Raw genomic sequence first — 19,941 nt, forward strand, 5'->3', positions numbered from 1 at the left:
TCAATAGGAAATAAGAAATTATGATAAAAAATGCGTTTCGCCGCTTTATTGAACTGTTTCCCCTCCCCTATGCCGTGTATATCCTAACCCCCCTGATTTCCACCGCCCTGGTGGCAGCTCTTTTACATGCCGGTGCATTTACCGTGATGTCTCAGAATCTCTATGATCTCCTTCTGCCGTTGCGCCAGCCTGTGGAACAGCGCTCTGAAATAGTATTCGTAGATATTGATGATCAAAGCCTGGAGCGCTTGGGCGAGTGGCCCTGGAAGCGAACTGAGATGGCCCGCTACCTGCTTGAACTCAACAGCTTTTCCAGTGCTGCGGTAATTGTAGATATCAATTTTGATTTGCCCAGCAACAGAGGCGTGGCGGATTTTATTCGCAGGGGACTTACCGAGCAGGGGGTGGAGGTTGAAAATGTGCTGAACCAGGATGAAGATCCCCTTTTCGGAAACATGCTGAATAATATGGAAAACACCGTCGTTGCATCACTGGTTTTGGAGACTGGTATACGCGGCCCCCACCCCGGCATCAATTTTTCCCGTGGCGCCACCGGTTTCAGCAATATTATTCGGGACTCTGACGGAAAAATCCGAAGGTTTCGGCCATTTGAAGATGAAGAACCGGCCCTTGCCGTTGCCGGTTTTACCATGGGCAGCACAGATACACAAATTAGCCGCAGCCCCCGAAGTCTGAAAATCGTGAACCGGAACGGAGGTTCTCAGCCACCCGCAACAATACCAGTGGAAGAGGATGGCAGCATCCTAATAGACTGGAGTGACAAGAATTATGAAGAAAGCTTTCTCCATGTGGGTTTTGATATATTTCCCACACTGATCAGGCTGCGGGAAGACCTTTGGTATAATATTCAGTTATTCCAGGATTATGAATTATTATCTCAGGAAGGTATCGGTCGGCAGGCTCTTAGCCTGCATGGTTCATCCCGGAACAAATTACTGGAAAGCGCCCTTGTATTTGATCCGGACATCCTCAGGGATCATTACCGGTTTCAGGAAGCGGCCCGTGAACTCCTGGATTCCTTCCTCACTCCCGGAAACCTTAGCCGGATGATATCTTCATTACCCGAAAACCCGTATCATAATCAGGGACTGCTCCCGGAGGAAGACCTGCGTTTTCTGTACAATCAATCCCGGGAGCTCTTAGACCGTATTATTGATATCCGCCAGGAACTTGAATCGCTGCTTCAGGATGCCTACGTTATTGTTGCATACTCGGCAACCGGAACAACAGATATCGGTTCACAGCCATTTCATTCAAGCTATGTGAATGCAGGAGTGCACGGTACGATACTCAATATGCTGCTGAAGGCACAAAGCGGGTACGACGGTTTTATCAGGACCCAGGAACCGTGGATCAATATACTGCTGGCAGGTTTTCTCTCGCTGCTGATCAGCCTTCTCATTCGAAGACGTCAGGCATCGCTTGGTCTCGGACTTTTGGCGGCAAATACTATACTTGCGGGACTGATCATTGTCATCGGGTTTTCTGCTGCTGATATGTACTTCAATCCGGTCCTTCTGATCATACCTCAGCTGATCAGCGGAATTATCCTTTTCAGCCTTCAATTCATTGGAACCGAAGGAGAAAAGCGCTGGCTCTACCGGGCATTCGGCCATTACATTTCAAAAGAATTTATCGATATTCTTGTTGAACAACCGGAAAAACTCAAACTCGGGGGTGAGGAACGGGAAATGACCCTGATGTTCACCGACATCAAGGATTTTTCCGGCCTGGCACAGCTATTGTCTCCCACTGATCTGGTAGCCCTTCTTAATCTGTATTTTACCCGCATGAGCGATATTGTTCTGAATAACCACGGCACTATCGATAAGTATGAGGGAGATGCAATTGTCGCATTTTTCGGTGCCCCCCTGGATGACCCTGATCATCGCATTAATGCGGTAAAAGCAGCAGTGGAGATTCAGAAGGAAACCCCGCGGTTGAAGGCTGAAATTATGGAACGTTTCAACATTTCACGGGGCATAGACACCAGAGTGGGCGTCAATTCCGGTAAAGTACTGGTTGGCAATCTGGGTACAGAACGGAGAATGGACTATACCGCAATGGGCCTGGATGTAAATTTGGCCTCACGATTGGAAGGAGCGAACAAGCATGTAGGAACCTCCATCCTCATCAGCGATTCCACGTACCAGGGCCTTGATCAAAGATTTTTCAGCCGAACGGTTGGCGAAATCAAAGTTGCCGGTATTGATCACCCAGTGTCGTGTTACAACATTCGAGGCTACCGCAGCGAACAATCCACCATAAGCATAGAAGCCGGTGAATACCTGAATGAGGCAATATCGGCAATTATCCGGGGTGATATGGATGCTGCGGAAAAATCAATTCAAGCTGCCAAAATACGCGAGCCCGATGATAGCTTCATACGGTATATTGAAGGGAAGATACATCTCCTGGAGAACGGTCGAATAGAAAGCATCTTCCCCCTGGATCTGAGCGTAAAATAGCCAGCTCATACGGCATTCCAGCCGGAAGAGCGAAATGGAAAGAGTGGGCAGAAATATACTGTCCGACTGCATGTCCACCGGGATCATCATAATACATTAAAACCTGTTGACAGAAATCTCAGGGTTCGGTAATATCAGCCTCACATTCCATGCCTGAGCCGGATTCAGTCTGTTTCAGGTACCTGCGGTCGTGGTGGAATTGGTAGACACGCTAGCTTGAGGGGCTAGTGGCCGCAAGGCCGTGCTGGTTCAAGTCCAGTCGACCGCATCCGGGTCGTACCGCAGGCACTTTGTGCCGAGGAACGATCCCGTTAAAAAGGCTCAGTGACCCATAGGGTTGCTGAGCCTTTTTATTTTAGAGACTGGACTTGAAGCCCGACCTCATTCCGCGAATACGTGGAGCGGCGAGCCCCTTGGATGGGGCGAGTGAGGTCGGGACGGGTCGGAGGCCTGAGGCACGACGCCGAAGGCTGGAGACCAAGTCCAGTCGACCGCATCCGGGTCGTACCGCAGGCACTTTGTGCCGAGGAACGATCCCGTTAAAAAGGCTCAGTGACCCATAGGGTTGCTGAGCCTTTTTATTTTAGAGACTGGACTTGAAGCCCGAGCTCATTCCGCGAATACGTGGAGCGGCGAGCCCCTTGGATGGGGCGAGTGAGGTCGGGACGGGTCGGAGGCCTGAGGCACGACGCCGAAGGCTGGAGACCAAGTCCAGTCGACCGCATCCGGGTCGTACCGCAGGCACTTTGTGCCGAGGAACGATCCCGTTAATAAGGCTCAGTGACCCATAGGGTTGCTGAGCCTTTTTATTTTAGAGACTGGACTTGAAGCCCGACCTCATTCCGCTAATACGTGGAGCGGCGAGCCCCTTGGATGGGGCGAGTGAGGTCGGGACGGGTCGGAGGCCTGAGGCACGACGCCGAAGGCTGGAGACCACATCCAGTGGAATGCCTTTACTCTCATACCGGCAAAGAGAAAAGGCCCCTGCTGAAAGATTCCTTTTTTCGCCCCCAGGTTTTCTGTATACTTATGTCCGTCGTCTCATCATTTTGTTGTTCTGAGGATAGAAAATGCATATACGAAAACAACTTGAGCTGTCCGGATGGGGACTGTTCACCCTTGGAAGCGCCGTGTTCCTGGTTGATAGTCTTCTCCAGGGGCATACAGTGGTCGCCATCGGAAGTGCAGCATTTTTTATTGGATGTGTATTCTTTCTGGTTAGTGAGAAATTTTAGTACACTGGCTCCACACCAGGAATTTTCATACCCTTATGTTACGGCATCAGCGGTATGCTTCCTCCATCACCTCCATGTATGCGGGCTTGGGCTGCAAATCTTCATCGAAGAGCAGCGGCCAGTTTTTCCTTCCGGAAACGGGGTAGTTATCCAGCCATGTTTTCGCATCTGATACTCCCCACAGGGTTACGGAGGTGACCATTCGGGCGTCTTTCCGGAGTACCTGGAAAGCCTCACCATAGCGTATTGCCTGAAGATCAAGCAGATTTTCAGGGGGCCGGGAATAGCGGCTTTCAATGTCTTCATGATGGTAGAGGGAAAAATCCATTTCGGTTACCTGAACCTCCAGACCCAGATCAGCAAATCGTTGGATGGCTGCATCCAGATGCTTTGCCGCATCTTCCATATAAATATTCCAATGCCCTTGAATTCCGATACCATCAACGGGTACCCCCCGTTCAATCAGCTGCCGCAACAGTCTGTAGATTTTATCCTGCTTCACAGGATTGAGCACCGAATAATCATTTTAGAACAGCTTGGCATCAGGCATGACCTCACGGGCCAGAAGGAATACCTCAGCTACATAATCATCCCCGAGAATATCCAGATACGGGCTGGGGCGAAGGAATTCGGCATGATCATCGGAAATTACTTCGTTTGCCACATCCCAGACATCAATTACATCACCGTAACGTTGATACATTACGCTCATATGATCCCGTAAGCGTTCCAACAGAAGGTCTCTGCCGGCACGTTCACCATAGGAAGAAAAGAACCACCCCGGGGTTTGCCTGTGCCAGACCAGGCAGTGCCCGCGCATACTCATTCCGTGAGTACGGGCGTAATCGGCTATTTCATCTGCGGCGTAAAAATGCCAGGTACCGTACCTGGGGTGAATAACCGAGGGTTTCATCTCATTCTCAGCAATGAGACTGGAAAATTCCCTGGAAAGCATATGTTTTGCAGAGCTGATGGTGGCGGAATTCACCGCTGCGCCCAGGGGAAAATATTCCGAATATGCCCCGGCCAGGCCATGCTCCCAGGAGGGAATTTCAGCTTTGCTGTCCACTGTTTGAATGCCGTCACCTCCCGGTACTGCCCCGGTGCCGGCACAGGAGATACTCAGCACCGGAAACAGGAGTACAAGGGCCGTTCCGGCCAGGATGCCGCCCGGTATTCTCATAGCCGTTCCCCATGAGGACGCTCCGAACCGGAGTATTCCAGATAATCGAAATCCGCAGACAGCCGTTGACCGGAGACATCAAAACTTCCGATACCCACATATGTTCCGGTAAAGCCCATGGGGTGAACATAGTCGTCGCTGAGTATTCCGGCATCAATTTCAGGCCCGATGTGCTTCCAGGCCTCACCATCCTGACGATAGCGGAAACGCATAGACCTGCCCCGGGTATCTACCCCGAGCCAGACAGGTCCGGGTTTAAGGTCTTTCTCCTGATCACCCAGAGGCAGATCGATTCGGTTCAAATCGAAATTGATAATTCCCAGCCGCCGGGCACCATCCTGATCACTGATACGGAGAATACTCTGACAGGTTTCATCATAGCGGACAATGAGACCCGCCATCTGCTGAAAACTGGAAGGTTGGAACTCCACGCAGGTTTCAGCAGACCAGTGAAAGTGCTGCACTCTTCGCACCAGAATGCTTTGATCAAAGCGGCTCATCATGGATTCTCTACCCTGCAGACGCAGCCAGCCGGGACGGGATGACAGGTCGAAGTCTTCCCCGGCAGGCTTGCGAAGAGTGTTCAGCTTCAGGTCCCATGCTGATTCTTCAAAATCCTCACGCCAGTGCTCATCCCGCTTCACGGTTGCGGGCTTTACTCCGTCCCGTGCGGGAAAGGCAGTTGTAACAGGGGCTCCGGTCTCTTCCACGTAAGGCCATTGATCATTCTTCCAGATTACCCGCTGAATGGCAGTCTCTCTGCCCAGAGGACATTGGCCGCTGTCGTCCACCGGACGCCCGCACAGATGCGCCAGCACCCATACATCGTCAGTCCAGGGCACTATGCTTCCATGCCCTGCCTTCTGCAGCCCGGAGTGAAGTGCCGGTTTCAGATCGGCAAAGCTGCCGAGGGATTCCCGTTTCCGGAATTCATCGATATCTGCAACTGAAGTCAACAGATGCTGCCGGGGGTGCAAATCATAGGGACCTTCCAGTTTCTTGCTCCGGGCCACTGTAACTGCATGGCTGTATGAGGTACCCCCTTCGGCCGTTACCAGATAATAGAATTCTCCCCGTTTATACAGGTGGGGTGCTTCGGTGAGCTTCAGGGAACTGCCCCGAAATATATTGCGTATGGGACCGACCATCTTTTTTTCCCAAGGGCTGTATTCCTGCAAAACGATGCCGGCAAAACTGTGTTTCCCGGGACGGTAGTCCCACAGTACATTCACAAGATACTTTCGCCCGTCATCGTCATGAAACATTGACGGATCAAACCCCGATGAGTTCAAAAACACAGGGTCGCTCCAGGGGCCGTTAATATTTTCAGCAGTAACCAGATAATTATGAACGTCCTTGAACCCCTCGGTCCCCCCCGCACTGGTGGCAGCTCCTGCCCAGTCCTTCACATCGGTAAATATCAGATGGAATTTCTCCCCGTCATGGCTCAATGCTGGAGCCCAGATCCCCCCGGATTTGGGATTTCCCCGCATCATCAACTGGCTTTCCCGGGTCAGAGCGTAACCTATGAGCTTCCAGTCCTGAAGGTTTTTGCTGTGGTGAATGGGAACTCCCGGATAGTATTCAAAACTGCTGTTGGCAATATAAAAGTCGTCGCCGACCCGGCAGATGGATGGATCAGGGTGGAATCCTGTGAGAACGGGGTTTTGAATTAGCAGTTCGCTGTTTTGGCTCATTTTTCGGTACTTCCTTTATTCGTGTTTTTATTTGATAGTGAATTGATCCCGCCGAACCTGAATCCCGGCCGGCCAGGCAGCCATGACCAATCCCGGGCCGGCAGGATAGAGGACGTTCGCACCCTCAGCCCTTGATCGCTCCGACGGTCAATCCTTTGATTATTGACCGGCTGAAGATGATGACCACGATGATGATTGGTATAATAGATATGGTTACCCCCAGATATATGGCTCCGAAATTTGATTCGTACAACCCCCGAATATTCGATACCACCACCGGCATGGGAAATTTTTTCGCCGAGTTAAGCAGCACCAGTGGAGTAAGCAGGTCATTCCACTTCTGAATAAACGTAAAGATCGACATTGTGGCAATGGAGGGCATGGCAAGGGGAAATATGATCCGGCGGAAAATATACCATTCTCCTCCTCCATCGATGATTGCCGCCTCGATGAGTGAATCGGAAATCGATGATTCTATGTAGGCCCGGATGAAAAACACCATGGCGGCATGGGCCGCCGTGGGGATGATCAGCGGCAGATAGCTGTCAATCATTCCGATTTTACTGAGCAGATCATAATACCCGATCAGGCCCAATTGCTGGGGAACCATCATGGTGCCAAGAATGATCCAGAACAGCACTTCCTTGCCCCTGAATTGGAACTTTGCAAATCCGTATGCAGTCATCGTGGAGAAGATTGCAGCAAGCACCACCGAGGGAACGGTGATAATCAGACTGGCAATAAACCCCTGCCAAATATTCACCTTGTCCTGGATTATTTGATAGTTTTCCAGCAGAGCTGAACCGGGGGTAAACCACACTCGCTGGGAGATTTCCACATTGGTATGGGTGGAGTTGATGATCATCATATAAAACGGAACTATGGAGAGAATTGCCATGAATACCAGGAATGCATAGAGAATGATCTTTTCCACCCGGGATTGTCGATAGATCATAAGGAACCACCTTTGGATCGTTTTTTCCCGGACATAAAGCGGAAGGTAAAAATTGAGAAAAACAGAATCATAAAAAAGAGGGTGTATGCCACTGAGGCAGCATAGCCCACATTGAAGTTCTTGAAAGCCTGATTATACAGGTAGAGCACCATGGTTGTGAGGGCATTGTCCGGCCCGCCGCGGCCATCGGTCAGCACTCTGGGGATATCAAAAATCTGCAGGCCACCGATGAGCGATGTAATCAGCACATAGAGCATAATCGGCCGAAGCAGCGGAAATGTAATTCGAAAGAACACCTGGAATCGGGTGGCCCCATCGATATATGCAGCTTCGTATAACTCTTCAGAAATAGAACTCAAACCTGCCATGAAGATTATCATGGTATATCCAAACCATTGCCACCATTGGATGAAGGATACTGTGGCCTGAGTGACTGTCTTTTTTTGCAGCCAGTAGATCGGTTCTTCAACCACCCCCATGCTCAAGAGGATGTGATTCAGGGTACCGTTCTGCCAGTCAAGCAGGACGGCGAAGAGCACACCGATGGATGCCGCGGTTACAAGGTTGGGCAAAAAATATAAGGTACCAAAGACATCTTTCCCTTTCACTTTCCATTCATAAAGGATCACCGCCAGCAGGAGAGCGAAGACCAGCTGAGGGATGAAGTTCATCAGCCAGATAAACCAGGTATTGAAGATCGACCGGAAAAAGATGGGATTTGTAAAAAGTCGCTGGTAGTTGGCCAGACCCACATATTCATTTTCAAATAAATTGACAGGAGAGGTAAAGCTTAAATTCAGGGTGTACAGCAGAGGATAAAGCTGAAATGTCAGCATAATCAGGAAAAACGGCAGGATAAACAGGTATCCCTTGTTATTCCGATTGGAAAAAAAGCGTTTCCTGCTGCGTCCTTGGACGGTGCTTTTAGAAACATTCATGGAAATCTCCGCTAAAAATACCTTCCCGAAGGCGAAGCTTCAGGAAGGAGGATTGCCGTCTCCGGCCTGAAGCCGGGGTACGGTTTTCGTTTGTCACTATTCTTCGATAACCACTTCCACATCGGGAAGGATATCCGCCATCGCCGCCGTAAAACCATCGAAGGCTTCCTGTCGGGTTTTCTCGCCGTTGGCGTACAGTTCAACCTGGTCACCCCAGGCATTTTGGATCTGGAAGTCCCAGGGGCCGACACGGCTTACGTCAATTTTCTGGACTTCATTATAGAAATATTCATAGTGGTTTTGTCCGCCCAGGAATGGTTCGGCAAAATCATCCTTTATTTCTTCTACTACCGTGAGATTTCCCACAAAGTCACCGGTTTCCTCTGCCCAGGCTTTTGCAAATTCCGGATTGGAACCCACATATTTGACAAACTGCCAGGCCAGATCTTTGTTCTCACTAAAACGGCTTACACCAATCCATGTTCCGCCCCAATTATACGGTGCCGGAGGTACTGCCAATCCCCAGTCCCCGGAGAATTCGGCTTCACCCGCATTGGCTTCCGGTTCTGCATTGGGTTTCAGCACATAATGGAGCCCCCAGGTGGGGAGAATATAGGAGAAAACCGAGGCATCGGCCATTCCGGAGAACCATGCCGGTGTCCAGGTTCCAATGCCTCCCTCTATTCCGTTTTCGCGCATTTCTTTGGCAAGATCCATATACTCTACCAGTGAAGGAGGAATGGTCAGGACTCCGTCTTGAACGTACGGTTCACTGCGTTGATTAAATATGAATTCAGACATATCGGAGAAGCCCGCAACCAGATATTTCTCTCCGTCATATTCGTCGCGAATCATTTCCCCAAGTTCGTAATACTTGTTAATATCACTGGTGTATTCGGAAACAGTGTCCGGGTCATCTGTTCCAAGGACTTGTTCGGCAGTACTGCGGCGATAGAACATGGCTCCGGGAGTTGCCTGCCATGACAATGCGGTAATATCTCCATCGTCATTCCTGCTCAGATCCACAACGTACGGCACCAAATCATCTACCAGTTCTTCGGCATTGTAGGGAGCATCGGAAATGGGCTCCCAAAAGCCTGCTTCCACAAATTGACGAAAATATGCAGCCTCACCGGTGAATACATCAGGTACAGAGTCTCTGGAGCGCATCGTGGTAATCATCTTGTTGAGATACACCTCATCATCGTTGGGAATTACCACAAATTCAACTTCAATACCGGGATATTCGGCATTGAAATGTTCAATCATTCCTCCAACTTCATCGGTGAACGACCATACGGTAATTTTTCCGGTCATCTCTTCAGGATTTGCAGAAACGTTTTGCTCCTGTTCGCCCTCAGCAGCAAGAGGAATTACTGAAAAAATCAGCAAAACAACCGTCAAAATACCGAGCACTTTTGTCTTAAACGACATAAGCTCCTCCTTGGTTTGTTTTTTATTTGTATCTTTTTTTGATACATTTATGGGATATTAGCATGACTATTTCTCCACGTAAAGAAAAATATCTTCGCTTTTACCGACTTTTCTCCGCAAAGCAAGGGATGAAATATAGATTTGTATTGATATTTGTATCTTTTATTGAAATAATGCATTCATGAAACCAAAAAGCGGTCCCATTTACTTACAAATCGCCGAACGTCTGCTTTCCTTTTTTGGACAGGAGAGGTATGTCAAAGGAGACAGGCTGCCCACCGAGTATCAGCTGATGGATATGTTCAGCGTAAGCCGCACCACAATCCGAAAGGCTCTGGACATACTGGAAGCACGGGAACTCATTTCCCGTACTCCGGGCAGGGGAACGTTTTACAGCGGGAAAGCTCTCTTCGAAAGCCAGACTCCGGAAAGTAAGACTCTGGGTCTGGTGAATTATTTTTTCATGGATTATATCTACACAGAGATTATCAGAGGAATCGAAGATGAAGCCGAACGGGCGGGGTATTCCCTGATAATCGCAAACAGCAACCGAAACGAAGAACGGCAACTGGAGTCCATTCAACGGCTGATAGATCAGCGGGTGGCAGGTCTGATAATAGAACCCAGAAGAAACCTGCAGCTGAATGAAAAGGATCCCCTGGCGGAGGAGATAATTAAGAATGCATCAATCCCCATAGTTACCACCCACTGGGGGATCAAAGCGAAAAGTCTCAGCACCGTCACCCTGGATGACGTGTATGCTGGAAAAGTTGCAGGGGAGTATCTTCTGTCCCGGGGACACCGCAATCTGGCATACATTTACAAAGAGGATATTCAGTCAGGGTATGACCGTTTGCAGGGATTTCGTCAGGCCGTGGAAAATGCAGGACTCTGCCTGGGCCCCGACCGTCTCTACCCCTTTAATGACGACGATGAGGCAAAAAACAATTTACAGGGCTACCTGCTCACCTTAGAAGCTCTTGCTGATCCCGCAAACCGCCCCAGCGCAATTTTCTATTTCAACGACAATCTGGCCGTCCAGGGATACCGGGCAATTGCCGAGCTGGGGCTTCGCATTCCGGAAGATATTTCCGTGCTGGGTTTCGACGACCACAGCACAGCATCTATCGTGTCGCCGGCCCTCACCACCTTTGAACATCCCAAGTATGACCTGGGACGCTGGGTGGCAAAAATCCTTATTGACGAAATCGAATACAAAGCCACAGCCTTGCCCATTAAGCTGATTTTCGAGCCCAAGCTCATTGAGCGGGGCTCGGTACATACAATTTCTAACGGGAAAACATAATCTGATTGATCAGATTTTCGATGAGTTCCTGCTTTCCGCTGATCCGGGGTATATCCTTGTTTTCCGCAGCAATGTTTCTCAGTTCCTCCAGAGTCAGCTCCCCCTTTTCAAACCTGGCTCCGGTGCCGCTGTTGAAATTTTCATAGCGGGCATCCCGGTAGCGTTTCACAAGCCCCCGGTCCATAATGGTCTGGGCAATTTCCAGGGCAAGGGCAAAACTGTCCATCCCCCCGATGTGTGCGTGAAATAGATCTTCCAGATCGGTGGAATTCCTTCTGATATGTGCATCAAAATTCAGTCCTCCGGTATGCAGGCCGCTGTTCCCAAGCACCACCAGCATGGCTGAAACCGCATCATACACGTCGGTGGGAAACTGGTCGGTGTCCCAGCCGTTCTGGGGATCTCCGCGATTGGCATCGATGGATCCCAAAAGCCCCGCATCTGCCGCCACCTGCAGGTCATGGGCAAAGGATTTTCCTGCAAGAGTTGCGTGATTTCCTTCAATATTCAGCTTAAAATCCCCGTCCAGGCCATAGGTTTTCAGAAAACCGATAACTGCGGCGGCATCGCTGTCATATTGATGTTTTGACGGCTCCATGGGCTTGGGCTCGATGAGGAATGTGCCGGTGAAGCCGATCCTGCGGCCGTAATCCCGGGCAATTTCCAGGAAGCGGGCCATATGTTCCAGTTCCCGCTTCATGTCGGTGTTGAACAGTTGGGTGTACCCTTCCCGTCCGCCCCAGAACACATAGTTTTCCCCGCCGAGCTTCACGTTCAGGTCCAGCATGGCCTTGATTTGGGCGGCTCCCCGGGCAAGTACGCGAAAGTCAGGGTTGGTGGCCGCTCCGTTCATGTATCGGGGATGGGAGAACAGGTTCGCCGTGTTCCACAGCAGCTTAATTCCTGTGGCCTTCTGGCGCTGCAGCAGCATATCACCCACCGCAGCAACATTGGACTCGTAGTCACTCACCGAATCGGCATCCGGGGCTGCATCCACGTCATGAAAGCAGTAGTAGGGGGCTCCCAGCTTACTGATAAACTCGAAGGCTGCATCTGCTTTTTCTTCTGCAGCAGCCAGTGGATCGGAATTGCTGTTCCATTCCCGTTCAATGGTACCTGCGCCGAAGGGATCCGCACCGGTGGCTGTCATGGTATGCCAATAGGCAACGGCAAATCGCAAATGCTCCTTCATACTTTTGCCGGCGACGATTTTATTCTCATCGTAAAATTTGAATGAGAGGGGATTATCCGATGCCGGTCCCTCATATCCGATCTTCCCGATTCCGGGAAAATACTCTTTGTTTCCAGTATACACAGTACTCATATCTGCTCCTTGTGTTCAGACTCAATCCGGAGAGGAACTATTTCCCCGTCCGGAACCCTTTATGATTATTGATATCGTGGTTTTAGCAGTTCCAGATATGCCAGATATTCAGCATATCCTTCCCGGTATTTCTTCCGGTCTTCCCCAGGCTCGATTCGGCGGGTTTCCCGGCTTTTAACATGGGGGGCGATTACATCTTCCATGGAGATATTCTTCCCGTTGTTGAGCAAATCCCGATACCACAGGGCCTGCAGTGCGGCACCCATGGCTGCGCTGTCTGAGTGAACCGGCAGGGTGACCGGCAACTCCAGAATATCCGCAGCAATCTGCCGCCATGCCCGGGACCGTGAACCGCCGCCGGTAACCGTTATGCTGTCGGCTTTCATCCCAAGCTTTGCCAAAGAGTCCAGCCCGATCTTCAAACCGTAGATGGCAGCCTCCATGGAAGCACGGATGATGTGGGGTCCGTCGCTGTTGGCAAGAGTCATACCCTGAATGCTTCCCCTGGCCCGGGGAAGATTGGGGATTCGTTCGCCGGTGAAGTAAGGCATTACAATCAGACCATCCGAGGCCGGAGGAACCTGCTCAACCATTGAATCCAGTTCGCTCAGCCCGACCGAGAGCAGTTCCCGGAATTGCTCGGTGGCCACCGTACAGTTCATGGTGCACAGCAGCGGGAGCCATCCTCCGTTGGAGGAGCAAAATGCGGCGATGGTGCCCTCGGGGTCAACCACCGGACTGGATGAGAACCCGAATAGAGTGCCGGAGGTTCCCAGACTCATGGTCAGGGAACCATCGGAAACAGCGCCGGTTCCAATGGCCGCCATCATATTATCGCCGCCACCGGCGGCCACGGGGATTCCCTCTGGAATACCGAACTCCTGCGACGCCTCTTTGGAGACCCATCCTGCTCCGGCCTCCGGTCCACGGGGTTCAGGCAGCATATCCGACAATCGATCATCCACCAGGCCGCAGATTTCCCTGTTCCAGCACCGCCGGCGCACATCAAACAGTCCGGTGCCCGATGCATCGCCGTATTCCATGCGGTACTCGCCGGTGAGAAGGTAATTGATGTAATCATGGGGAAGAAGAATGTGCCGAACCCTGTCAAAAGCGCGGGGATGATTTTGTTTCAGCCACAGAATTTTACCGGCGGTGTACCCGGGCAGTATGGGGTTTCCCAGTTCATCAATGAGACGACGGCTGCCTCCAAAGGCCCGGGTAAGTTCATTGCACTGATCTACCGTACTGGTGTCGTTCCAGAGCTTCGCGGGATACACCGCCTGCCCCCCTTCATCCAGTGCCACCAGTCCATGCTGCTGACCGCTTACGGCGGCTGCCACAGCGCTTTGGCGGATCTCCGGGTCCACCGAATCCAGAGCTGCTTGTATCGCCTGGAACCACCACAGGGGGTCCTGTTCACTGGTGCCGTCCGCCTTGCTTGTCAACTGATGGGGGGCCGATGCCAGCGCCGCCACTTTACGGGCCTGATAGTCATAGAACATCACCTTGGAACTCTGGGTTCCCACATCGATGCCCAATACGGTCTGCATATCCCCTCCTTAACCAGCCGGAATAATGGGATTATCAGGCGGAATATCAGGGAAATCCATAGACAGGAGTGATAAAACATACATATTATTGACATATGCATATCAAGGACGCAGTATTCGTGTATCATCTGCAAGAACCCGAGGATATCGACTGGCACGGGCGCTACCATTTCCACGGTGCTGACGAGTACGAAATTCACTATTTTCTGGGCGGAGAAGGCAGTTTCCTCAACGGCTCCCGGAAGTATTCCCTTGAACCGGGCAGCCTCTTTATTTCACCTCCCGGGGTGAAACACCGTATTGAAACCAGCAATGTAAGCCATCCTGTTACCTACTATGCAATTCTCATGCAATTGGGGAGGGAAGATGAAGAAATTCAGGAACTTTTCGCAGATGAGATCCGATGGAACCGAAAACACGCCATCGGGGATGGGTACCGGTTTTTCTTTGAAGAACTTCGGGAAAAAACCCTCTCTCCCAACTCCTACATCAGACGGTCCGCCATACATCAGCTGGTTTCTTTTATCTATGTACTGGCTTCCCGGGAGAAGCAGATGAACCTGGGAAATGCGGAAAACGCCCATGTGGAAAAAGCATTGAGATTTCTGCAGCATCGGGTGTTCGCAAAAACGAATCTGCCCGCCCTTGCACGACACCTTAATCTTTCAGAGGAATACACCATTCGCCTGTTCCGGCACAAGCTGCGTACAACACCCATGAAATACCTGAAGAAACTCCGTATTGAGGCGGCCACCAGCATGCTGATTTCCAGCGACCGCCTCATATATTCCATTGCCGACCGGCTCCAGTTCAACTCCGAATTCCACTTCTCCCGAAGCTTCAAGGAGCATACCGGCTACTCACCCCGGCAGTACCGAAACAGATACCGGCAAATTATCGGGGAAAGCCCGGAACACGAGTCGATTATTTACCTCAACGACCGCTCCAACCCCTCAAATACCACAGAGTGATACCCCTCAGGGCTTGTTCCGGCTATGCCTAGAAGTCTTCAAACTCATCGTCATTCAGTCTGATAATCTCTTCGGGGCTGATGTCGTTGTTTCCATAGCTGCCGGAACCTTCTCCGCTGCCCGTGCCGGCGGCTTTCCCGCCTCCCGAGCCTCCTGAGCCTCCGGAACGTCCCGGGCGTCCCCAGTCCGGAGCGGCAGCGGACCCACCGGCATTCCGGGCACTGCGTCCACCGGTTTCGGCCCCGGATTCGCCGCCCCGGCTGGATGGCTTGACCCGTTCCCGGCACGGCCAGCCCCGCTTCCTGCTGAAACAGTCCGGTTTCCATGACTTTCAGTACGGGAATTGCCCCTGTCAAAACTTCGGGATCCGCCGTAGGGGCTGGAGTTTCCCGAACCGCCCGGCGTTCCAGATCCAGTGCGGGGTGTTGATTTGCCCGCGCCCGCTTCGATCAGCCTGGGCTGCCGGGTTTTTTCCAGTTTGAACATGGAGATCATTGCCTTGAGTTCGTTGGACTGTGATGCAAGCTCTTCAGCTGCCGCAGCACTTTCCTCTGCGCTGGCGGTGTTGGACTGGGTCACTTCCCCGATCTGGTCCAGCCCTTCGGATATCTGATCGATCCCCAGGGCCTGTTCGTTGCTGGCGGTGGCGATTTCTCCAAGGAAGGCGGTAACCTTGTTCACCCCTTCAACGATTCTGCTGAGCTGATCAGCGGTTTGTTCGGCGGCAGTGTTTCCCCGCTCAATAGAAGAGATGGAACTGTCCACCATCTCGGTGGTTTCCTTCACCGCTTCGGCACTCCGGGTTGCCAGATTCCGCACTTCCTCGGCAACCACACCGAAGCCTTTTCCGTATTTGCCCGCACGGGCAGCTTCCACGTTGGCATTCAGGGCCAGAAGATTAATCTGGAACGCTATGTCATCTATGACCTTCACTACCTGACGGATCTGTTCTGATGAATTGTTGATATCCGCCATGGCCTGAACCAGCTGTTCCATTCTCTGGGAACCTTCTCCGGCGCTGTCTGATGCCTGGGAGGCAATGCCGTTGGCCTCTTTGGCATTATCCGCATTTTGCTGGGCCTGGGTATTAATTTGGTTCAGGGATGCGGATATTTCCTCCAGGGAGCTGGCCTGTTCGGTGGCGCCCTGTGACAAGGCCTGGCTGGATTCCGATACCTGATCACTTCCGGTACTCACCTGGCTGACGGCAATGTTCACCTTGCTGAGCAGCTCATTCAGCGACGCTTTCATTTTCTGAAGAGAAGATCCAAGACTATCCCGTTCGCTGGATAAATTGATTTCCACACTGAAATCACCCGCCGCAAACTGTTCAATTCTGTCCGCCTTGTATCGCAGGGATTCAACCATCTGCAGAACCGAGAGATAGACTCCTTCCGGTGAACGCTTGCTGGTATGCTCAATCTCCAGATCGCCCTTGGAAATAGTATTCATGATTGTATCTATGACGGCGGGATCTGCACCCAGCTGCCGGAGAATGCTCACTGTGGTGTACAATGCGATGATCACCCCGATCACCACAGCAGCCGCCGAGAGAATGATCACCAGGATCATGGTTCGCCGGTTATTGGCCTGGAGTCTCGGGCCCAGCTCATCCTGCTCGGCGATTAATGACAGCTTCACTTCATCCACATCCTGGGCGATTTCCGGACCCAGGACATCCAGCTGGTTGTCCAGCAGATCATCCCTGTTTTGAAGAGACCGATATATTTGCTCAAATGCATCTTCGTACTCTCCAACCAGTTCACCGGTTCGTGAAAGCAGCTGCAATCGGCGTGAGTCATTCAACAGACCATTCATGCTGTTCAAATATTCTTCTGCGGTGCCAAGTTCATTCCGGACAGCAGTGGCATAGCTCTCGTTACTGCTGTCCTCCACATATTCAATCACATGCAATTCTGCAAGCAGCAGGGAACGTAACGCCATTGAGGCCTCATAGGCTGCATCCATATCGTCGTCGGCTTCGGATGTTGTGAGGATTTCTGTAAGATTGCTCTCCGCCCTGGTGCCCAGCACCTTAATGCTGTTTTCAAGCAGATCTTCAATGGTGTTCACTTCGTCATGAAGTCGGGTGAAGGCCTGGCCGTAGCTGGCAACCCGGGAGTCGGCCTCCTGAATTTGAGCCTGACGCTCAGGCTCGGTAATCTCTGTCTTCGCCTGGGCCATGTCCCGTTCCATCTCATCAAAATACTCCTGATACTCCCGGTACTCGGCTTCATCTCCCTGGATAATAAAATCCTTCACATTCATCCGCGCCATAAGCATATTCGCCTGCAGCTCGCCTGCCAGATTGGAATGTCTGGCAAGGGTCCGGTACTGGGTGAACCCGTCGGACGCCTCCATGAGGGAGAGTACGCTGAGAATCACCGCCAGAAGAAACACCGCAATTACCGCGATAAACCCCGAGGTGATTTTTGTACGCATTGTCATAGTCTGCTCCTTGTTTGCTCCGACCCGGCCGTGAACCTGCTATTCTTCCAGACGGACGGAGGCCTGAAATATGTTTCCTTCGGCATCGAAAAAGAAATCGTGAAAATCTTCGGTATGCTCGAATTCTTCCTCATCAAATACAATCTGAGGAAATGAGATGTTATACTTCGTGTTTTGCCCCAGAAGCTCCAGAAGAAAATTCCCCGCCAGTACGTTCAACACCTCAAGCAGGCAGTCATCAATCTGCCGGGGGGTCAAATCCTCCCAGGAGCCGCTGTGAATGGTCTCTGCAATTTTCTGCTTCAGTTCAAGAGGGAGATACAGAAGAAGCATTCCCCTCACCGGTCTGGTAATATCGATGTAGATTAATTGACTCACCTTCGGGGATATTTCCCTGCTCTGTGAGGGCATCACATCCAGAAAGGCCATATTGAGAAAAGTTTCTTCTATTGCCCGAAGCATGGCGTCTTTCACCGTGTCATGAGAAATCATTTCATCTTCTCCAGAAACTCGGACACCTTCTGGGGTGATAGGGGTTTCTTGAGAATTCCTTCGATTTTGAAGGCTGAGAGCTCTTCTTCCAACGCCTCGTTTCCCAGGGATGAAATAACCAGGACCGGAAGATCCTTAATGCTGTCATGGCTTCGGATCTTTTTAATGAAGGTGGTACCGTCCATTTTGGGCATCTTAATATCCGAAACCACCAGATCCACCTTTTCCGTTTCAAGGAGGGTCAGGGCGTCCAGGCCGTCCTCCGCCTCAACAAACTCAATATCCGACTCTCCGGCCATCTGAAAACAGCGCTTAATAATCATCCTCGATGTATTCGAGTCATCAACAACCATTATCCGGGATAAATTCATCCTTCCCTCCTAGAGATTCCACTGATTTTTTGCATTGGAGAGAACCACCTCTCCGTCCTGTATATGCAGGGCAACCGTTCGGCTGATCTTGCCGCCGGTATCTTCCTTTATTACCCCCAATCCGTTCATCCAGAGAAAGCGCTTCGTTGCTACAACATTTCTCCTTCCGATATCAAAGGTTTTTTTCTCATCCATAATGCTCGCTCCTCCTGCAAGCTTTATTCTGATATTTTTCGGATGCGCCCCCTTCTTTCTCATTTCATCAACCAGCCTGGGCAATCCCGTATCAGCAAAGTAGCCTGGAGTCTTCCGGGCTTTTTCCGGATTCACCTTGGATTCGGGCAGAGCAATGTGCACCATGCCGCCCACCCGGGCATCGGGATCATACGCCAGCACCGCAACACAGGAGCCCAACGCATAGGTTTTGATAATATCCTGGGGCGAGGCTGACACCTTCATTTCACCAATTCCAACATCCAAGCGCATCTATTTTTCCGCCTTCTGCATTTCCTGAAAACTTTGTATGATTCCGTCCACCATAAGATGAAGGGGAAGCTGCTTCTCAACCGCTCCCAGCTCCATGGCCACCTGGGGCATGCCGTACACAACTGAACTGTCCCTGTCCTGTCCCAGGGTTCGTCCTCCTGCCTTGCGAATCTCCAGAAGACCCCGTGCGCCATCGCCTCCCATTCCGGTGAGGATCACCCCCAGAACATTGCCGCCTGCACTGGAAGCCAATGAATTAAACAGCACATCCGCAGAGGGAATATGTCCGTTCACTTTCTCGCCTTGGGAGAGCCGCACTTCATAGCGCCCTCCCGAGCGTTTGACTTCCATGTGCCTGGCTCCCGGGGCTACCAGAACCTGCCCCCGGAGAATTCGGTCGCCGTCGGCGGCCTCTTTCACGTTCACCTTGCAGACTTCGTCCAGCTTTTCCGCGAACATTCTGGTGAAGGTCGGCGGCATATGCTGTACGATCACCGTCCCGGGCATATCGGCAGGGAAGGCCTGGAGAATTTGCCGCAGGGCCACGGTGCCGCCGGTGCTGGCTCCCATGGCGAGAATTTTATCGGTACCGCCCACCAGAACCCTCTGCCGGCTGCCGGCCGGGGCCTGAACTTTGCGGTTCTTCCATGATGAAACATCGACCCGGGATGCAGCCTTCACTTTATCAATAAGGGTATCGATCATCTCTTTCAGCCCCACGCCGAAAGATGTGGACGGTTTGAGCACAAAATCCACGGCCCCGTATTCCAGGGCTTCCAGGGTAATCCGGGCCCCGGGCCCTGTCATGGCCGAAACCATCACCACGGGAACCGGCTTCTGGGGCATGAATCGGCGCAGGAATTCCACACCGTCCATTTTGGGCATCTCCACATCCAGGGTAATCACATCCGGCTCACGGTATACGATGAGATCCCTGGCCTGAAACACATCTGCGGCGGTTCCCACAATCTCAATTTCCGGATCTGACGAGAGTCCTTTTTCTATGATCTGTCGGGCCATGGCGGAATCATCCACCACCAACACTCGGATCCTGCTCAT

At 51.6% G+C, this 19,941-nt stretch carries 15 protein-coding genes, 1 tRNA gene and 1 pseudogene; 5 read left to right on the plus strand and 12 right to left on the minus strand.

Annotated features, from left to right (window positions below; genetic code table 11):
* Positions 1-20: 20 nt before the first annotated feature.
* The 3 genes from L21SP2_RS11880 (at position 21) to L21SP2_RS18615 (ending at position 3,724) form a co-directional block, all read left to right on the plus strand.
* Positions 21-2,489: an adenylate/guanylate cyclase domain-containing protein gene (locus L21SP2_RS11880; protein WP_024268769.1), complete on the plus strand. Its 2,469-nt coding sequence runs from the start codon at positions 21-23 to the stop codon at positions 2,487-2,489.
* Between the two features lie 184 nt (positions 2,490-2,673).
* Positions 2,674-2,757, plus strand: a tRNA-Leu gene (locus L21SP2_RS11885).
* Between the two features lie 802 nt (positions 2,758-3,559).
* A complete protein-coding gene (locus tag L21SP2_RS18615; protein ID WP_024268770.1) occupies positions 3,560-3,724 on the plus strand; it encodes a hypothetical protein in 165 nt (54 codons plus the stop codon).
* Between the two features lie 46 nt (positions 3,725-3,770).
* Here the strand turns inward: L21SP2_RS18615 and L21SP2_RS18910 are convergent.
* The 5 genes and pseudogenes from L21SP2_RS18910 to L21SP2_RS11910 form a co-directional block, all read right to left on the minus strand.
* Positions 3,771-4,907, minus strand: a pseudogene (locus tag L21SP2_RS18910) (endo-1,4-beta-xylanase).
* Positions 4,904-6,604 (minus strand): glycoside hydrolase family 43 protein, encoded by a 1,701-nt coding sequence (locus tag L21SP2_RS11895; protein WP_024268773.1) that lies wholly within the window; start codon positions 6,602-6,604, stop codon positions 4,904-4,906. Before L21SP2_RS11895 ends, L21SP2_RS18910 begins: the two are co-directional and overlap by 4 nt.
* Positions 6,605-6,728: 124 nt before the next feature.
* Positions 6,729-7,559, minus strand: a complete 831-nt coding sequence (locus L21SP2_RS11900; RefSeq protein ID WP_024268775.1) for a carbohydrate ABC transporter permease — start codon at positions 7,557-7,559, stop codon at positions 6,729-6,731.
* A complete protein-coding gene (locus L21SP2_RS11905) occupies positions 7,556-8,497 on the minus strand; it encodes a carbohydrate ABC transporter permease (RefSeq protein WP_024268776.1) in 942 nt (313 codons plus the stop codon). Before L21SP2_RS11905 ends, L21SP2_RS11900 begins: the two co-directional genes overlap by 4 nt.
* Positions 8,498-8,593: 96 nt before the next feature.
* Positions 8,594-9,931: an ABC transporter substrate-binding protein gene (locus L21SP2_RS11910; RefSeq protein ID WP_024268777.1), complete on the minus strand. Its 1,338-nt coding sequence runs from the start codon at positions 9,929-9,931 to the stop codon at positions 8,594-8,596.
* A gap of 181 nt (positions 9,932-10,112) precedes the next feature.
* Here L21SP2_RS11910 and L21SP2_RS11915 point away from each other — a divergent pair, with 181 nt between their 5' ends.
* Positions 10,113-11,237, plus strand: coding sequence for a GntR family transcriptional regulator (locus L21SP2_RS11915; RefSeq protein WP_024268779.1), 1,125 nt, complete (start codon positions 10,113-10,115; stop codon positions 11,235-11,237).
* On the opposite strand, the gene xylA is transcribed toward L21SP2_RS11915, so the two are convergent.
* Complete coding sequence (gene xylA / locus L21SP2_RS11920; protein ID WP_024268780.1) at positions 11,221-12,561, minus strand: xylose isomerase; 1,341 nt, start codon at positions 12,559-12,561, stop codon at positions 11,221-11,223. The genes L21SP2_RS11915 and xylA overlap by 17 nt on opposite strands.
* Positions 12,562-12,626: 65 nt before the next feature.
* Positions 12,627-14,114 (minus strand): xylulokinase, encoded by a 1,488-nt coding sequence (gene xylB, locus L21SP2_RS11925; RefSeq protein WP_024268781.1) that lies wholly within the window; start codon positions 14,112-14,114, stop codon positions 12,627-12,629.
* Between the two features lie 95 nt (positions 14,115-14,209).
* Here xylB and L21SP2_RS11930 point away from each other — a divergent pair, with 95 nt between their 5' ends.
* Positions 14,210-15,085, plus strand: a complete 876-nt coding sequence (locus tag L21SP2_RS11930; protein WP_024268782.1) for an AraC family transcriptional regulator — start codon at positions 14,210-14,212, stop codon at positions 15,083-15,085.
* A gap of 54 nt (positions 15,086-15,139) precedes the next feature.
* Here the strand turns inward: L21SP2_RS11930 and L21SP2_RS17405 are convergent, their stop codons facing one another.
* Genes L21SP2_RS17405 through L21SP2_RS11955 form a run of 5 tightly spaced genes read right to left on the minus strand, consistent with a single transcriptional unit; the run spans position 15,140 to position 19,941 of the window.
* Positions 15,140-17,533: a methyl-accepting chemotaxis protein gene (locus L21SP2_RS17405; RefSeq protein WP_024268783.1), complete on the minus strand. Its 2,394-nt coding sequence runs from the start codon at positions 17,531-17,533 to the stop codon at positions 15,140-15,142.
* 39 nt (positions 17,534-17,572) lie between these two features.
* Complete coding sequence (locus tag L21SP2_RS11940; RefSeq protein WP_024268784.1) at positions 17,573-18,025, minus strand: chemotaxis protein CheX; 453 nt, start codon at positions 18,023-18,025, stop codon at positions 17,573-17,575.
* Positions 18,022-18,396, minus strand: a complete 375-nt coding sequence (locus L21SP2_RS11945; RefSeq protein WP_024268785.1) for a response regulator — start codon at positions 18,394-18,396, stop codon at positions 18,022-18,024. Before L21SP2_RS11945 ends, L21SP2_RS11940 begins: the two co-directional genes overlap by 4 nt.
* Positions 18,397-18,405: 9 nt before the next feature.
* The gene (locus L21SP2_RS11950) at positions 18,406-18,855 is read right to left on the minus strand and encodes a chemotaxis protein CheD (protein WP_244437926.1); all 450 of its coding nucleotides are present in this window, start codon (positions 18,853-18,855) and stop codon (positions 18,406-18,408) included.
* A gap of 27 nt (positions 18,856-18,882) precedes the next feature.
* A complete protein-coding gene (locus L21SP2_RS11955) occupies positions 18,883-19,941 on the minus strand; it encodes a protein-glutamate methylesterase/protein-glutamine glutaminase (RefSeq protein ID WP_024268787.1) in 1,059 nt (352 codons plus the stop codon).

Source organism: Salinispira pacifica (assembly GCF_000507245.1).
Classification (GTDB): Bacteria; Spirochaetota; Spirochaetia; order DSM-27196; family Salinispiraceae; genus Salinispira; species Salinispira pacifica.

Coding starts and splice junctions, on each gene's coding strand:
- L21SP2_RS11880 (WP_024268769.1), top strand. CDS start 21: ATGATAAAAAATGCGTTTCGCCGCTTTATTGAACTGTTTCCCCTCCCC.
- L21SP2_RS18615 (WP_024268770.1), top strand. CDS start 3,560: ATGCATATACGAAAACAACTTGAGCTGTCCGGATGGGGACTGTTCACC.
- L21SP2_RS11895 (WP_024268773.1), bottom strand. CDS start 6,604: ATGAGCCAAAACAGCGAACTGCTAATTCAAAACCCCGTTCTCACAGGA.
- L21SP2_RS11900 (WP_024268775.1), bottom strand. CDS start 7,559: ATGATCTATCGACAATCCCGGGTGGAAAAGATCATTCTCTATGCATTC.
- L21SP2_RS11905 (WP_024268776.1), bottom strand. CDS start 8,497: ATGAATGTTTCTAAAAGCACCGTCCAAGGACGCAGCAGGAAACGCTTT.
- L21SP2_RS11910 (WP_024268777.1), bottom strand. CDS start 9,931: ATGTCGTTTAAGACAAAAGTGCTCGGTATTTTGACGGTTGTTTTGCTG.
- L21SP2_RS11915 (WP_024268779.1), top strand. CDS start 10,113: ATGAAACCAAAAAGCGGTCCCATTTACTTACAAATCGCCGAACGTCTG.
- xylA (WP_024268780.1), bottom strand. CDS start 12,561: ATGAGTACTGTGTATACTGGAAACAAAGAGTATTTTCCCGGAATCGGG.
- xylB (WP_024268781.1), bottom strand. CDS start 14,114: ATGCAGACCGTATTGGGCATCGATGTGGGAACCCAGAGTTCCAAGGTG.
- L21SP2_RS11930 (WP_024268782.1), top strand. CDS start 14,210: ATGCATATCAAGGACGCAGTATTCGTGTATCATCTGCAAGAACCCGAG.
- L21SP2_RS17405 (WP_024268783.1), bottom strand. CDS start 17,533: ATGACAATGCGTACAAAAATCACCTCGGGGTTTATCGCGGTAATTGCG.
- L21SP2_RS11940 (WP_024268784.1), bottom strand. CDS start 18,025: ATGATTTCTCATGACACGGTGAAAGACGCCATGCTTCGGGCAATAGAA.
- L21SP2_RS11945 (WP_024268785.1), bottom strand. CDS start 18,396: ATGAATTTATCCCGGATAATGGTTGTTGATGACTCGAATACATCGAGG.
- L21SP2_RS11950 (WP_244437926.1), bottom strand. CDS start 18,855: ATGAAGGTGTCAGCCTCGCCCCAGGATATTATCAAAACCTATGCGTTG.
- L21SP2_RS11955 (WP_024268787.1), bottom strand. CDS start 19,941: ATGAGCAGGATCCGAGTGTTGGTGGTGGATGATTCCGCCATGGCCCGA.